This is a genomic window from Actinospineispora spinosispora DSM 44797 (assembly GCF_000429025.1).
GTDB classification, from domain to species: Bacteria; Actinomycetota; Actinomycetes; order Mycobacteriales; family Pseudonocardiaceae; genus Pseudonocardia; species Pseudonocardia spinosispora.
Genome location: NZ_KE386833.1, coordinates 749658 through 764138, shown reverse-complemented (window position 1 = coordinate 764138; position 14481 = coordinate 749658). Strand labels below are relative to the sequence as shown.

At 69.8% G+C, this 14481-nt stretch carries 16 protein-coding genes; 4 read left to right on the top strand and 12 right to left on the bottom strand.

Going from position 1 to position 14481, the window contains the following annotated elements; genetic code table 11:
- Nucleotides 1-22: 22 nt before the first annotated feature.
- The 6 genes from G406_RS50270 to G406_RS0127195 all read right to left on the bottom strand — a co-directional run bounded on the left by G406_RS50270 (nt 23) and on the right by G406_RS0127195 (nt 4536).
- Complete coding sequence (locus G406_RS50270) at nt 23-778, bottom strand: glycosyltransferase family 2 protein (protein ID WP_037078503.1); 756 nt, start codon at nt 776-778, stop codon at nt 23-25.
- Nucleotides 775-2058 (bottom strand): bifunctional PIG-L family deacetylase/class I SAM-dependent methyltransferase, encoded by a 1284-nt coding sequence (locus G406_RS0127215; protein ID WP_028936205.1) that lies wholly within the window; start codon nt 2056-2058, stop codon nt 775-777. The genes G406_RS50270 and G406_RS0127215 overlap by 4 nt, the downstream gene beginning before the upstream one ends.
- On the bottom strand, nt 2055-3005 hold the full coding sequence (locus G406_RS0127210) for an acyl-CoA dehydrogenase family protein (RefSeq protein ID WP_028936204.1): 951 nt from the start codon (nt 3003-3005) through the stop codon (nt 2055-2057). Before G406_RS0127210 ends, G406_RS0127215 begins: the two co-directional genes overlap by 4 nt.
- 176 nt (nt 3006-3181) lie before the next feature.
- Nucleotides 3182-3388, bottom strand: coding sequence for a CsbD family protein (locus tag G406_RS56155; protein WP_084216406.1), 207 nt, complete (start codon nt 3386-3388; stop codon nt 3182-3184).
- A 118-nt stretch (nt 3389-3506) separates the two neighbouring features.
- Nucleotides 3507-3977, bottom strand: coding sequence for a hypothetical protein (locus G406_RS50265; protein ID WP_051342741.1), 471 nt, complete (start codon nt 3975-3977; stop codon nt 3507-3509).
- A 67-nt stretch (nt 3978-4044) separates the two neighbouring features.
- A complete protein-coding gene (locus tag G406_RS0127195) occupies nt 4045-4536 on the bottom strand; it encodes a DUF6328 family protein (protein ID WP_028936202.1) in 492 nt (163 codons plus the stop codon).
- Between the two features lie 177 nt (nt 4537-4713).
- On the opposite strand from G406_RS0127195, the gene G406_RS50260 reads away from it, so the two are divergent.
- On the top strand, nt 4714-4959 hold the full coding sequence (locus G406_RS50260) for a hypothetical protein (RefSeq protein WP_037078501.1): 246 nt from the start codon (nt 4714-4716) through the stop codon (nt 4957-4959).
- Between the two features lie 4 nt (nt 4960-4963).
- Here G406_RS50260 and G406_RS0127185 read toward each other — a convergent pair whose 3' ends face one another.
- The 3 genes from G406_RS0127185 to G406_RS0127175 form a co-directional block, all read right to left on the bottom strand.
- A complete protein-coding gene (locus G406_RS0127185; RefSeq protein WP_245607229.1) occupies nt 4964-5686 on the bottom strand; it encodes a GAF and ANTAR domain-containing protein in 723 nt (240 codons plus the stop codon).
- 227 nt (nt 5687-5913) lie between these two features.
- On the bottom strand, nt 5914-6111 hold the full coding sequence (locus G406_RS0127180; protein ID WP_028936200.1) for a hypothetical protein: 198 nt from the start codon (nt 6109-6111) through the stop codon (nt 5914-5916).
- A 55-nt stretch (nt 6112-6166) separates the two neighbouring features.
- Entirely contained in the window at nt 6167-7300 is a 1134-nt protein-coding gene (locus tag G406_RS0127175) for an FAD-dependent oxidoreductase (RefSeq protein WP_028936199.1), read from the bottom strand.
- Nucleotides 7301-7370: 70 nt separating this feature from the next.
- Here G406_RS0127175 and G406_RS0127170 point away from each other — a divergent pair, with 70 nt between their 5' ends.
- The 3 genes from G406_RS0127170 to G406_RS0127160 all read left to right on the top strand — a co-directional run bounded on the left by G406_RS0127170 (nt 7371) and on the right by G406_RS0127160 (nt 10622).
- Nucleotides 7371-8078, top strand: a complete 708-nt coding sequence (locus tag G406_RS0127170; protein WP_028936198.1) for a TetR/AcrR family transcriptional regulator — start codon at nt 7371-7373, stop codon at nt 8076-8078.
- Entirely contained in the window at nt 8075-9487 is a 1413-nt protein-coding gene (locus G406_RS0127165) for an NAD(P)/FAD-dependent oxidoreductase (RefSeq protein ID WP_051342740.1), read from the top strand. The genes G406_RS0127170 and G406_RS0127165 overlap by 4 nt, the downstream gene beginning before the upstream one ends.
- Before the next feature lie 232 nt (nt 9488-9719).
- Nucleotides 9720-10622, top strand: a complete 903-nt coding sequence (locus G406_RS0127160) for a LysR family transcriptional regulator (RefSeq protein ID WP_028936196.1) — start codon at nt 9720-9722, stop codon at nt 10620-10622.
- A 6-nt stretch (nt 10623-10628) separates the two neighbouring features.
- On the opposite strand, the gene G406_RS50255 is transcribed toward G406_RS0127160, so the two are convergent.
- The 3 genes from G406_RS50255 to G406_RS0127145 all read right to left on the bottom strand — a co-directional run bounded on the left by G406_RS50255 (nt 10629) and on the right by G406_RS0127145 (nt 14449).
- Nucleotides 10629-12419, bottom strand: coding sequence for a family 2A encapsulin nanocompartment cargo protein cysteine desulfurase (locus G406_RS50255; protein WP_037078499.1), 1791 nt, complete (start codon nt 12417-12419; stop codon nt 10629-10631).
- On the bottom strand, nt 12394-13239 hold the full coding sequence (locus tag G406_RS0127150) for a family 2A encapsulin nanocompartment shell protein (protein ID WP_245607228.1): 846 nt from the start codon (nt 13237-13239) through the stop codon (nt 12394-12396). Before G406_RS0127150 ends, G406_RS50255 begins: the two co-directional genes overlap by 26 nt.
- A gap of 319 nt (nt 13240-13558) precedes the next feature.
- The gene (locus tag G406_RS0127145; RefSeq protein ID WP_084216405.1) at nt 13559-14449 is read right to left on the bottom strand and encodes a LysR family transcriptional regulator; all 891 of its coding nucleotides are present in this window, start codon (nt 14447-14449) and stop codon (nt 13559-13561) included.
- Nucleotides 14450-14481 lie beyond the last annotated feature (32 nt).

The window sequence follows — 14481 nt, the reverse complement described above, 5'->3', positions numbered from 1 at the left end:
TGAATCCGCATCCCGACCCGGCTCACACGGCGAACTCGGAGTCCTGCCTCTGGACGCTGTCCTGCCCCAGCGAGCGCAACAGATCGGCCAGGCCGTCCGGCGCGCGACCGGAGCTCCTGGCGCTGGTCACCACGCACGGCTCGATCGGTTGGCAGAGCCGCAGACCGGCATCGGTCATCGCGCGCCAGAGCCGGTGATCCTCACCGTGCCCGCTCACCGGGAATCCGCCGCTGCCCAGATAGGCGTCCGCACGCACGCCGAGGTTGGCCGCATAGACGTGCGTGTGCGTCCGTCCGCGCATGCCGTCCGAGACGAGACCGCGGTATCTGGCGAGCGCGCCCGCGTCGATCTCGGCATCGTCGGCGAGGTCCGCCAGCCCCGCCACGCCGTGCATTCCCGCCTCGGCGTAGCGCAGGTGATCTCGTGCCCAGGCCGCCGGGACCGTGGTGTCGGCGTCGGTGTTGAGCAGCCAGACCCGCCTCGGGTCGGTGCCCGGCAGCCCGCACAGCAGCGACCGCACGCCGGCGTTCCTGACGAATCCGACGCCGTGGTCCTCGGCACGGTGGGACATCGGATATGTGCGGGCGCCCGGCCACCCTCGGATGAGTTCCCGCACGACCTCCGGTGTGCGGTCGGTGCACCGGTCCAGCACCACCGCGACCACGGTGTCGATCCGGCTCGGGAGACCTACCAGCGACCGGCGGACGCTGGTCAGGCATGCGCCGATCCGGTCCTCCTCGTTGTGCGCGGGGATCACCACGCCGATCGTGTCGATCATCGGCGCCTCAGTACGCGGACCACGAACTCACGGTCGGTGTGCTCCACGATCTGCTCGAGCTCCGGCCGCGCCGTCACGAGCGCGGCCGTCGCGGCCTCGTCACGGGGTGCCTCCGAGGGCCAGCCGCGCCAGCTCACCAGCACGAGGTCACCGCCGGGCAGGAGCGCCCGCAGCGTCTCGTCGAGTGTGCGGTTCACCGTCGTGTCGTCGAGGTAGTAGAGCACCTCACTGAACACCGCAAGATCGACCTCCTCGGGGATACCCGAGGGCAGCGCCTCCTCGGTGACCTGCACCCCGGTGAGGTTCGAGGTGGTCCGCCGCGCACGCTCAGCCGCCAGATGCACCGGCTCGGTGGCGGTCAACCGGTCACACCTCGGGGCCAGTTCGACGGTCAGCTCGCCGTTGCCACAGCCGGGTTCCACCGCCCTTCGATACCGCTCACGCGGCAGGCAGGCGAGTACGACCGCCCGTTTGCGCCGCTCGTACCAGGAGTCCGTTCGCCAGGGATCACCCCGCTCCGCGTACAGCGACGCGAACCGGCCCAGCGGCGCGCTCGTGGTCCGGGGCTCACGGAACATCAGCTCGGCCGCACGATCGCTGTGCGCCAACATGTCCGCGCTCAGTACCGGGGCGGCACCGGAGGGCGCGTCCACGATCTGTGAGACGAAGCAGTCGCGGGCCCGCCGCTTGGCGGCCAGGTCCGCGTCGCTCAGCCGGAGCAGATAGGCACGGTCCCAGTGGATCGCCGAATCCTCCGGCTGCATCCACGGCCACATCCACACCGGGTAGCCCCAACCGTAGGTGGTGGCCGGCGCGGCGGCGGCAGCGGCGTGACCCACTGCCCGGTGGTCGGGATGCGGATCACCCGTCCACGGTGCGAGGTAGGCATCGGCATCGGCGAGCAGCGGGGTGAGCTCGCCGACCAGCTCCTCGTCACGGTCCGCCAGACCCGAATCCGGTAGCCCGAGCCACCGCACGCTCACTTCCCCCAGACCCCCGGTGGCCATCGCGTCGTGCAGCTCTCGTCTCCGGGTTCGTGCGAGATCACGCCGGTCAGCCGAGCCGAGCCCCGGGTAGGCGGCTTCACCGTCGGTTGCCACGACGACGGTGATCCGCGCGCCGGCCCGGTGAGCGACGCGCACGGCCCCGCCCGCGCCCAGCGTCTCGTCATCGGGATGCGCGGCGAGCACCACGAGACGCGGATACCGCGACGGGTCGAACTCGGGCAGCGCTCGCCGGGCCAGAGCCTCGGTCCAACGCCCAGGGGGCACGGCGGTCATGCCCATTCCTGTAGCAGCCTCTCGGCCAGCGCGGCGTTGTCCCGTTCACCGTGGTGCTGACGGACGTACATCTGCAGGTCCGCCAGCTGCGTGGACAGCCGCCCGTCGCCGCTCCAAACACCGGGTCCCAGGATCCTCGGCACCCGGTCCACGACGTCCCGGCAGCTCCGCTCCACGGCGCTGCGTGTGGTCGCGATCGCCACGCCGTGGTCCCCGGCGGGCGCGGCGTCGATACCGTCGGCGGTGTCCCGCAGCAGCGCACGTGCCGCAACGACCAAAGCGTGCAGCTCCCCCAGGTGCGCCAGCTGGTGTTGGTCGGGCTCACGGTCGCGGAGGTGCTGGAACGCGCCACGCAGCACACCCGCGGCACCGCCCCACCAGACGGCGGCCACGCCACCTCCGCCCAGGGCGAAACCCGGACGCTCGGTGTACCAGCCCGGCCCTCCCACGGTCCGCTCCACGGTGACGTCGGCGAACCGTACGTCCAGCGTGTCGGACCGCGCCATCCCGTCGGCCTGCCAGGATGCCGCGTCCGGATGCACGCCGCCGCGATCGAGTCGTACCTCGACCAGCGCGGGAGCGGCGGCGGGGTCGATCGGCCGTGCCACGACCAGCGCACGATCGATGAGTCCCGCTCCGGAGCAGAAGCGCGCGGAGCCGCGCAGCACGCAGGAACCGCCTTCGAAGGTCGCGAGATGCGTGCCCGAGCGTGCGGCCCACACGCCGTACAGTGCCCCGGTCTCCGGACGAAGGCTTGCCTCGGCCAGAATCGCCACCGCGTCGGCGTGCCCTTCGGCGAGCCGGGCGACGGCCAGGTCCGCCCGGCCCCAGTCGGCGAGAGCCGCCCACCGGTGTGCTGTGTGACCGCCCGCCGGGAGCACCAGGTCCAGCTCTCCGGCCGCCAGCATCGTTCGGACGGTGTCCTCACCGGGATGTCGTGCACCCACGAGCGCTCCTGATCACCTCTGGACCGCCCGCACACCGCGGGCGGCACCGAAAAAGGAATTCCACGAAATCGGATCGAGCGATCCGAAAGAAATAGTCACCGGTGCCCGCCGACCGTGGTCGACGGAACACCGATGACTACCGATTCCCCCGGATTCACCGGGGGTCCCGATGTAGCTCAGGTGCCCTGGTGCTTGCGCTCCACGCCTTCGTGGCCTTCGGCCTTGTGCTCGTGCTTCTCCGCCTCCAGGCGCGCACGCTCGGCCTTTTCCTCTTCATCGGCCTTGTTCTGCTGCGCCTGACCTTCCCTGCGAAGATCATCGCTACCGGTGAGGCTCCCGGCCGCTTCTTTGGCCTTACCCTTTGCCTCTTCGATTGCACCCATGAGTGAGCCTCCGTTTCCATTGCTGTTCGGCGGACGCCTCAGCCCTACCCATGCGCACCCCTCGGAAACGCAACCGACCTCTGTGCGCCGTCTCGCACCCGATCGAGTAATCAGCGACTCAGGTCGCGGGTTTGTCGGCGGGCGCCTGGGACTCGTGCGCCGCCCGGTAGTTCTTCCGCAGCACCCCGTCCTTGTCCGCCGCGGGGTTGGGGTGCGGGTGCCCGTGCTCCACCTCCGCCACCTGTGCCTCGGCGAGCTGGGTGCTCAGCTGCTGCTCGCGCATCCTGGACAACACGACAATGGTCAACGCGTGGCCGATGGCGGTGACCAGCAGCAGAACACCGACCCTGGCCAGCACCGACCGGACGCCGTCGTCCGGGGAGAAGGCGACCGACGCGATCAACGCGACGAGTCCCAGCATCACCAGGTGGAACAGCACGGTCACCAGAGCGGCGACCTGCTTGGCCTCTTTGGGATTGTCATACACCTCGGCCAAGTATCCGGCGCTGCTGCGCAGTATCAGCTGACCGTCGATCACGACCAGGACAGCCCCCAGAAACAGAACGAGTAGGTACGCCCCGTTACCCATGATCTTGTCCTCCCGTAGTCAACCGTTACACCAGCACATACCCGCCTGATCGAGTGTCGAACCGGTTCTAGCCCTGTCGGTCACGTGTTCTGAATCGCCATATCCAGGGCCCCATGCCCCACAACCCGGCGAAGAGCACGAAGGCGCACAGCGCGGCGACCACCCCGGCCGTCTCGTCGAGTACAGCTCCGAAGATCAACAGCACCACGCCAGTCACAGCCAGCCCGAGCAGTGCCAGCCCGCCCAGCGCTAGCGCATGCCCCGCGGCGACCAGCGAACCACGCGCCCGCTGACGGAACAGCGCACGGTGCAGACCGACCGGTGTGATGAGCAGTCCGGTGGCCGCGACGGACAACGCGACCGTCACGAGGTAGATGATCCGCTGGAGGTGGGTCAGCTCGCTGAAACGCTGCTGGAACGGCAATGTCAGCAGCAGCCCGGTCAGCAGCTGCACACCCGTCTGCGCGACCCGCAGCTCCTGGAGCAGGTCGTTCCAGTTCCGGTCCAGCCGTTCTGCATGGGTTTCACCACGCCCGTCGTCGGGTTCTCCACCGGTCATGACGACCTCCGACCATGCACGCGATCCGGGAGTGCCAGAATCTCCCGTCATCGCCCCGGTCATCAAGTCGGCCGGACGAGTGGCCCGGTCCCGTTTGGGCGACGACACAGGGGGTACCTGACGGCTGTGATGGTCTCAACGCACCGTGGAGCTCCTCGGGACTCGTCGGGAGGCGAGGTGCCGCTGTCACTCGAAGCGGGGTTCGCACTGTGCGAGTTCAGCGTCGAACAGTTGTGGGCCGCGCAGGTGGCACTCGGCGGGAACCTGAGCCTGAGCAAGCTGGACGCCGCGCTGCAGGGAACGGGCGACCTCACCGAGCACGACCACGACGTCGTCGCTCAGGCACTCAACGAACGCCTGATGGACCGGGGATACCCCAACCACCCGGTGGCCTACGCCTCCCGGACGCTGCGGAGCGATTGACCGGTCAGTGCGGCGTGCGGGAGACCGACGCCAACAGGTCCAGCGCTACCTGACGCAACTTGACGTTGCGTCGCTGGGACTGCTCGACCAGCTTCTCGAAGGCTTCCTGCGCGCTGCACCGGTAGGCGCCCATCAGGATGCCCTTGGCCTGGTCGATCTCGGCACGTGACTCGAGTGCGGTCTCCAGGTTCCGGATGTGCTCGCGGGACTGTTGCCATCGCCGGGCGTTGTTGATCGACTGCGCCGCCGCGAGGCTGAAGACCCGCATCAGTCCCTCGTCGAACGTGTCGAAGCCGTCAGGGTTGAGGCTGTAGAGGTTCAGCGCGCCGACCCACTCGGCCTTGCGCCCGACAGCGGCCAACAACAGCGGGACCGCCAGGTACGCGCCGACACCGGTCTGTTCCGCTGCCGCCGAGAACTCGGGCCACTCCAGACGATGCTCGACCGTGCTCGCCCGGACCGGCCGCTGGGTGCTCGCGGCCACGAGGCACGGACCACGACCACCCGCGTACTGCTGTTTGTCGATGTCCAGGTAACGGTCGTCCGTCCAGGCGACCGTGCTCGGTTCGCGGCCGTTCAACACCGTGACCGTCACCGCGTCGGCATCCGGAATGACCTGCGTCGCTCCGACCGCGACCTGGTGCAGCGCTTCGTCGAGCGGCTCCTCGGCCTCGACGACGTCGCGAAGACCCGCCATCGCCTGCGCGGCCTGGTCCAGTCTGTCCAACGGATCCGGCTTCCCCGCGTTCAACGTGCCCCAAACCGCCCTCACACACGCGGCGCTAGCCGCGATCCACTGGTAGACGCCGCCGGACCAGCCCCCACGAACCTTCGGGGGCGGGCTCGGCGACCACCAGCTGTGAGTTCAACCGGTTGAGCCGTGCTCGACGCGAATCTTACCCGTGCATCGACATCGAGTAGCAACAACGACACCGGATGTGTGCGAACCCGTGTTCACACAGGGTTCTCCCGGGTGGCTTTCGAGGCGTCGCCCTCGTCGAGGTCCTGTTCGAACGCGGGCGCGTCCGGGTCGTCGTCCTCGTGGCGTTCCTGCCCCACCGTGTGGCCGAGGACCCTCTCTTCCATCTCGTCGACCGAACGCTCCAGCTCGGTCGTACCGCGGGTGCTGTCGTTCGACTCATCGGATGCCATGGATCCGCCTACCCGTCCGCCGCCCGACCCACACGTCGGTGGCCGCGTGATGCCGCTAGCGGGCCTGGTCGTGCCCGGTGAGCAGGGCGATCAGGCTGTGGGGTGCGCTGTCGCCGAAGCAGAGGTCGAAGTCGCGGGCTGCTTCGGCCGCGGCGTCGGCGCTGCGCGGCAACAGTGCCCGCTCGTAGTCGGCGAGCGCGGCCTCGACGTCGCCGGGGGACGCGGCGAGGGCTTTCGCCAGCTCAGCTCCGTCGTACATGGCCAGGTTGGCGCCTTCTCCGTTGGGCGGAGCGAGGTGGGCCGCGTCGCCCAGCAGCGTCACGCCCGGCACGCGGTCCCATCGGTGGTCGATCGGCAGCACGTTGAGCGGACGGAGAATCGGCGCGGTGTCGCCGTCGGTGATCAGCGCGGTGAGCTCCGGCGCCCATCCGTCGAACTCCCGCGCGATCCGAGCCGAGGCAGAGACCGAGTCGGTGAAGTCGACGCCGGCGAACCAGTCCGAGGGTCTCGAGAGCGCCACGTAGGTGTGCAGGGTCCCGTTGCGCTCCCGATGGGCCTGGATCCCCTTCCCCGGCTCGGGAACGAACAGCGCCCCGCCGCCGACGGCCTTCGCGGTGGCCGGGTGACGGGTGTCGGCGTCGAACAGATAGGTCTCGACGAACGACGCGCCCGCATACTCGGGCACAGCGTCGGAGAGCAGCGGCCGAACCCGTGACCACGCACCGTCGGCGCCGACGAGTAGGTCGGAGGTCACGGTCGACCCATCGCCGAAGGCGAGCTCGTGCCGACCGTCACCCAGGGATGCGACCTGGGTGACCTTGCGCCCCCACCGGACCGTCTCGTGCGGCAGGGAGTCGAGCAGGATCCGGCGCAGGTCTCCCCTGAGAACCTCGGGGCGCCCACCCGTGCCGTCGTCGGGCTCGTCCAGCAGCACCCTGCCTGACCGGTCGAGTACCCGCGTGGCCTCGCCGCCCTCGTGGACGGCGGCCCGGAACTCGGCGGTGAGGCCGGCCGCGTCGAGCGCGAGCTGTCCGTTGTGCTCGTGGATGTCGAGCTGGCCGCCCTGCGTCCGTGCCATCGGCGATCGGTCCGCCTCGTAGATGGTGGCCCGGACTCCGTGGACGTGCAGGACGCGAGCCAGGGTGAGCCCGCCCAGACCCGCGCCGATGATCGTGACCGGGGTACGCATGACGGTTCCTTCCTAGAATGGAATCTCGTTCCATTATTGGAACGCAATTCCATGCATGTCAAGATGACTCATGGCACCACGCACGCGACGGTCTCAGCGACGCACCGACGCGCTGTCCCGGGAACGCATCGTCGAGGCAGCCGTCGATCTTCTCGACGCCGAGGGCAAGAGCGGACTGACGTTCCGGACACTCACCGAACGTCTCGCCACCGGCCCAGGAGCCGTCTACTGGCACGTGGCGAACAAGAGCGAGCTGCTCGACGCGGCGGCCGAGCGCGTCATCGCGGGCGCCCTGGTCATCGCGCCGGCCCCTCCCCCGATCTCGCCGCGCGACCGGATCCGCGCCGTGGCACTCAGCCTCTTCGACGCGATCGACGAACACCCCTGGCTCGCCGCACAGCTCTCGACACTGATCTCCCGTGACCCCTCGGGCTCGGTGACGCCGCGAATCTTCGAGAGCATCGGCCAACAGGTGCGCGACCTGGGCACGCCCGAGGCGAGCTGGTTCTCGGCGGCCTCCGCGCTGGTGCACTACATCCTCGGCGCCGCGGGCCAGAACTCCGCCAACGCGGTGAGCGCTCGCACGCTACGGCCACACGGGGACCGTGGTGAGTTCCTCGACTCCGTGTCCTCGGCGTGGGAGGACCTCGACCCGGCCGACTACCCGTTCACCCGGGCCGTCGCCGGTCAGATGCGCCACCACGACGACCGCGAGCAGTTCCTCGGCGGCATCGATCTCATCCTGGCCGGCATCACCGCGACGAAGGATCGACCATGAGCGAGCGCGGCTACCGCACGCGGCGAAGTGACGGCGTCACCAACGGCGGGGTGTCGTTCTGGTACGGCCAGACCGGGATTCCGAGCCGAGGACCCGCGCTGCCCGGCGACCGCACAGCGGACGTCTGCATCGTCGGAGCCGGCCTCACCGGCCTGTGGACCGCCTACTTCCTCGCCACCTGGCAGCCGGACCTGCGGATCGTCGTACTGGAGAAGGAGTTCGCGGGTTTCGGCGCCTCCGGGCGCAACGGTGGCTGGCTGTCGGCGGAACTCGCCGGGAACCGCGAGCGGTACGCGGCCACCGGGGGGCGTGCCGGCGTCGTCGCGCTCACCAGGGCGATGGAGCGCGCCGTCGACGACGTCATCGACGTGTGCGCCAGGGAGGACATCGACGCCGACATCGTCAAGAACGGCGTCCTGCACGTGGCACGGTCCGAACCGCAGCTCGCCAGGATGAAGGCGGCGCTGGCGTCGAACGCGGACTGGGGAATCGGCGAGGACCACGAGCGGCCGCTCACCCGACGCGAGGTCCACGACCGGGTCCGGGTCGAGGGCGCGCTCGGCGCGATCTACAGCCCGCACTGCGCGCGGGTGCAGCCCGCGAAGCTCGTCCGGGGAATCGCCGACGCCGTGCGCGGGCTCGGCGTCACGATCTTCGAAGGCACCGAGGTCACCCGGATCGCGCCGGGCAGAGCCGTCACGCCCTTCGGTGTCGTGCGCGCCGACACCGTGCTGCGTTGCCTGGAGGGTTACACGGCCGGCGTGGCAGGCGCCCGGCGGGAGTGGCTGCCGATGAACTCGTCGATGGTGGCCACCGAACCGTTGCCGGGCGACGTCTGGGACGAGATCGGCTGGAACGGCGCCGAGCTGGTCGGGGACGCCGCGAACGCCTACAGCTACGCGCAACGCACCGCCGACGGCCGGATCGCGATGGGTGGGCGCGGTGTCCCCTACCGCTACGCCTCGCGCACCGACACCGACGGGATCACGCAGGACCGGACGATCTCCTCACTCGCCGCGATCCTGCACAGCCAGTTCCCCGCGACGCAGGACGTTCCGCTCGCGCACGCCTGGTGCGGTGTGCTCGGCGTCCCCCGGGACTGGTGCGCAAGCGTCGCCCTCGACCCGGCGACGGGGCTCGGGTGGGCCGGTGGTTACGTCGGCAGCGGGCTCACGACCACCCACCTCGCCGGGCGAACCCTCGCCGACCTGGTGCTGCGACGCGACACCGAGCTGACCCGGCTGCCGTGGACGAACCGCCGGGTCCGAGGGTGGGAGCCCGAACCGCTGCGCTGGCTCGGAGTGCGCGCGATGTACCTGCTCTACCGGGAGGCCGACCGCAGGGAGGCCACGGGCCTGCGCAGACCCAGCCGCATCACCCGCGTCGCGAACCTCCTCACCGGCCGCTGACCCCCGCATCCCTTTCGGGTGTGCGTCACCGGACAGGACGACACCCGAGTGGTCGACAGCTCGGTCGCCCCGGCGCCGGACCGGGCATGATCGGCACAGTCCCGCGATTGTTGACCAATTCAGTCAGGTTCGATTCTCATGATCACCACCGCCTCATGGCTGTTTGTCGGCTCGGAAACCGCCCTCAGGCGGTGGTGATCATGAGACAGTCGCGCGAGCCGGTGACCCGGCCATGATCGACCTGAGCCGGCTGCGGGTTCTGGTCGCCGTCGCCAGGGAAGGCTCGGTCACGGCGGCGGCGGAGGCGCTGCACTACGCGCAGCCCTCGGTGAGCCATCACCTGGCGAAGCTCGAGGCCGAGGTCGGCATGCCCCTGCTGCAGCGGATGGGTCGCGGCATCCGGCTGACCGACGCCGGCCGGCTGCTGGCCGAGCGAGCCGAGTCGATCCTCGCGCAGGTCGAGTCGGTGCACGCCGAGCTGGACGATCTGGCCGGGCTGCGCGCCGGGCAGGTTCGGCTGGCCGCCTTTCCCTCCGCGCTGGCCACGCTCGTCCCGGCCGCCGCCGCGCGGGTCACGGCGGAGCACCCCGGCATCAAGCTCTCGCTGACCGAGGCCGAGCCGGCGGAAGCGCTCAGCGCACTGCGCAACAACGACGTCGATGTCGCGCTCATCTTCGAACACGGCGACCCGCCCAGCTGCGACCGGCGGGACATCACCATGACACCGCTGCTCGACGAGCCGCTCTACGTCGTGACCCCTTCCGACCGGGCCTGGCAGGGGCAGCGCACCGAGCTGACCAGCTACGCCGAGGACCGGTGGATCGCCGGGTGCGAACGCTGCCGTGAACATCTCGTCGTGGCCTGCGAGCAGGCCGGGTTCACCCCGACCGTGGACTTCGAGACCGAGGACTACGTCGCCGTGCAGGCCCTGGTCGCGGCGGGCCTGGGAGTCAGCCTGCTGCCCGGCCTGACCGTGGTCGCCAACCGGCACTCCGGGGTGCGGCTCGACCGGGTGCCCGGGTTGCGCAGGCAGGTGCTCACCGCCGTGTGCGGCAAACCTCCGCCGTCGCAACCCGCCCAGGTCCTGCTCGACGCGCTGGCGGCGACGGTGACCGAGCCCGACTGGCCCGTCTGACCGGTGTCAGCGTCCGGCGTTCTCGGCCAGCCGGGTGAGCGCGGCGACCAGCACGTCGATCTCGTCCCGCGTGTTGTAGAAGGCCAGCGATGCCCGCACGGTGCCCTCCAGGCCGTAGCGGCGCAGGATCGGTTGGGCGCAGTGATGGCCGGCCCGGACGGCGATGCCCTCCTCGTTGAGCGCAGTGCCGACCTCCACGGGTTCGTACCCGTCGAGCACGAAGGACAGCACGCTCGCCTTGTCCGGCGCGGTCCCGACGATCCGCAGACCGGGCACGGTCCGCAGGCCGCGGGTGGCGTGGATCAGCAGGTCGTGCTCGTACCGGGCGATCGTGGGCATGCCGATGCGCTGCACGTAGTCGAGAGCCGCGCCGAGACCCACCGCGTCGGCGATGTTGCCGGTGCCCGCTTCGAACCGGTTCGGCGGGTCCTGGAAGCGGGCCCCTTCGAGCGTGACGTCGGCGATCATGTTCCCGCCGCCCTGCCATGGCGGCATCGACTCCAGAACGGCCGACTTGCCGTACAGCACTCCGATCCCGGTCGGTCCGAACACCTTGTGACCGGAGAAGACCAGGAAGTCGGCGTCGAGCTCGGTCACGTCGACCGGCGCGTGCGGAACGCTCTGCGCGCCGTCCACCAACGCCAGTGCTCCCGCCGCGTGTGCCATCTCGATGACCGACCGGATCGGGGTGATCGTGCCGAGCGCATTCGAGACCTGGGTGACGGCCACGAGCTTGGTGCGGTCGTTCACCAGCTTCTGGTACTCCGACAGCACGATCTGGCCGTCCTCGTCGACCGGAATCACCCGCAGGACCGCGTCCTTCTCCGCAGCCAGCTGTTGCCACGGAACGATGTTCGCGTGGTGTTCCAGGTGCGAGATGACGATCTCGTCCCCGGCGCCGATGTTCGCCCTGCCCCAGCTCTGGGCCACCAGATTGATCGCCTCGGTGGAGCCGCGGACGAACACGATCTCGTCCGACGAGCCGGCCCCGATGAATCGGGCCACGGTGTCCCGCGCCGATTCATAGGCATCGGTGGAACGGGCGGCCAGCTCGTGCGCGGCGCGATGGATGTTGGAGTTCTCGTGCGCGTAGAAATACGCCAGCCGATCGATGACGGACTGGGGTTTCTGCGTCGTGGCCCCGTTGTCGAACCAGATCAGCGGCCGACCGTTGACCCGCTCGGACAGAATCGGGAAGTCCCGCCGCACCGCGTGCACGTCGAACGCCGGGTGCGGATCCAGCGGCAGATCCGGTACCTCGTTCCGGCCGCCCCCGTCGAGGAAGTAGAACCGCTCGCCGCCGAACTGTTCCGGCGAGACAGGCGACAGTCGTGGAACTGATCGGTGCTCGAATCCGGGCACCGAGGGCACGGCCGTCGGCAGCTCGGGCCGGCCGCTCAGGAAGTAGAACGCACCCGGGTCAGCCGAGGTGCCGGGGCCGGGCTCCGGCGCCAGGTTCATCAGCGTCGGCACCTCCGGGATCATCGGCGGCACGAACCCCGCCGCCGTGGCGCCGTGCACGACCGGCGCGCTGGTCGGCGGCGGAAGGCTGGGTGAGCTCGGCCTCGACCGGGGCGCCGGTGGCGGCAGGTCCGCGGCCGGCATGCCGACCGGCACGGGTGCTCCCGAGCTGCTCGGCGAACCGTGACCGAGCCCGGACGGCGACGCTCCGGCAGCCGCCGACGGGTCCTGCCCCGGAAGCGCGCTGAAGAGCTCGCTCGCCATCCGGGTCAGCGTCGCCTCGTCCGGCAGCCACGGCGGAACGGCACCGTCAGCGGTAGTTGGGGGCGTAGTCATGGAACTTGTCCACCTCGACGTCCTCGAGCACGGCGATCGCGTCCTCGGTCAGCACGGCCAGCGAGCAGTAGAGCGACACCAGGTAGGACGCGATGGCACTGCGGTCGATCTGCATGAACCGTACCGACAGTCCCGGGCCCTGCTCACCGGTCAGTCCCGGCTGGAACAGCCCGACCACGCCCTGGCGCGCCTCACCGGTGCGCAGCAGGATGACCTTCGTCTTGCCGAACTCCAGGGGCATCTTGTCCGTCGGGATGATCGGCAGGCCCCGCCAGGTCAGGAACTGCGAACCGAACATGCTCACGGTGGGCGGCGGTACTCCTCGGCGGGTGCATTCCCTGCCGAACGCGGCGATCGCCTCGGGATGGGTCAGGAAGAACGCGGGCTGCTTCCACACCTTCGCGATCAGCGCGTCCATGTCGTCGGGCGTCGGCGGGCCGCCCAGCGTCGAGATCCGCTGCGACTCGACGGTGCTGGCCAACAAGCCATAGTCCGGACTGTTGACCAGCTCGCTCTCCTGGTGCTCCTTCACCGCCTCGATCGTGAGACGCAGCTGCTCGGCGATCTGGTTGTGCGGGTGTGAGTACAGGTCCGACACTCGGGTATGGACGTCCAGAATCGTCTGGACGGCCTTGAGCCGGTATTCCCTCGGCTCCTGCTCGTAATCGACGAACGTGTCCGGCAACGGCGACTCGTCGTAGTTGTCGCACTGAATGTGCACCGACTCCGGGTGCACCACCTTGTTCACCCGGTAGATACCGGCTTCCACCGGAACCCAGGACATCAGATGCGTCAGCCAGCGAGGCGTGATGCTCGCCATCTGGGGAACGGTTTTGGTGGAGTTCGCCAATGTCTGTGCGGACGCATCGCTCAACGACATCGATTGCGATGACGGATTCGCGGCGGTGGTCATGTGACCTCTCCTCGATCAATGGTGACGGCGGCGCGGTGGGGGGCGACAGCGTGGGCGATCCCGACGAATGGCCGTATTCGCTGAAGCCACCCTGGCAGCGGTACCGGAGCGGGTCCAATGCGTGTTTTCGAGGCATCCATCGATACGGCCTATGACTCATGGGACCCGGGCCGACGACGTATCGGCACGACTCGAATCCGTTACCCGCCGTTGATCGGCGTCCGGGTCACTCGGTCGACCAGTCGACGCGCGTGAGCGCGTCGCCGAAGGCTCGGACGGTCGCCGTCTCACGGTCCCGGTGCCAGATCAGAGCCAGTTCCGTCTCCGGGAGACCGGTGATCTCCACGACTCGCAGGGAGTCGCGTTCGTGGTAGCGCGCGGTGGGTGCACACAGCAACAGGGCGCCTCGGTCGACCGCCGCGAGCAACAGTCCCTCGGACACCGTGCAGACGGCGGGACCCTGCGGAATGGGCCGGCCGGCTGGGGTGCGCAGCGGCACCTGCTGCTCCCGCCAGTAGCGCGGCGCCGACTCCGCGATCCTGATGAGCGTGGTGTCGGCCAGCTCCTCCGCCGTGACCGAACCGCGCCGCGCGAACGGGTGGCGGCTGGACACGACCAGCGCGGCGGGCGCCTCGGAGAAGGTCGGGCCGACGACGAGGTCGGGTTCCTCGATCGGGCCCAGCACGATCGCCACCTCGACCTCACCTCGGTACAGATGGCCGAACGGGTCGGCGAGCGGCAGCTCGACCACCTTCACGTCGCAGGCCGGGTGGCGGCGCTGGAAGTCCCACACGCTGTTCTGGAGCGGGCCGCGCAGGGTGCCCACGAAGCCGATGCGCAGGAGGCCCGAGACGTCGCGTGCGCTGGTGGTGGCGCGCTGGACGGCGGCGGCGAGTGCCTCGTACGCGGGCCGCAGCTCCGCACGGAACTCCGCGCCGAGAGGAGTGAGCGCCACCCGGCGGCTCGTGCGGTCGATCAGCCGCGCACCGATCCGGCGCTCCAGCGCGGCGATCAGCTGGCTGACCCGGCCCTGGGACACGAGCAGCCGCCGCGCGGTCCGGCCGAAGTGCAGCTCCTCGCACAGGACCAGGAAGCACTCCAGCTCACGCAGCTCCACCGTGCCCCCGATCGATTAGCTCCACTCATCAA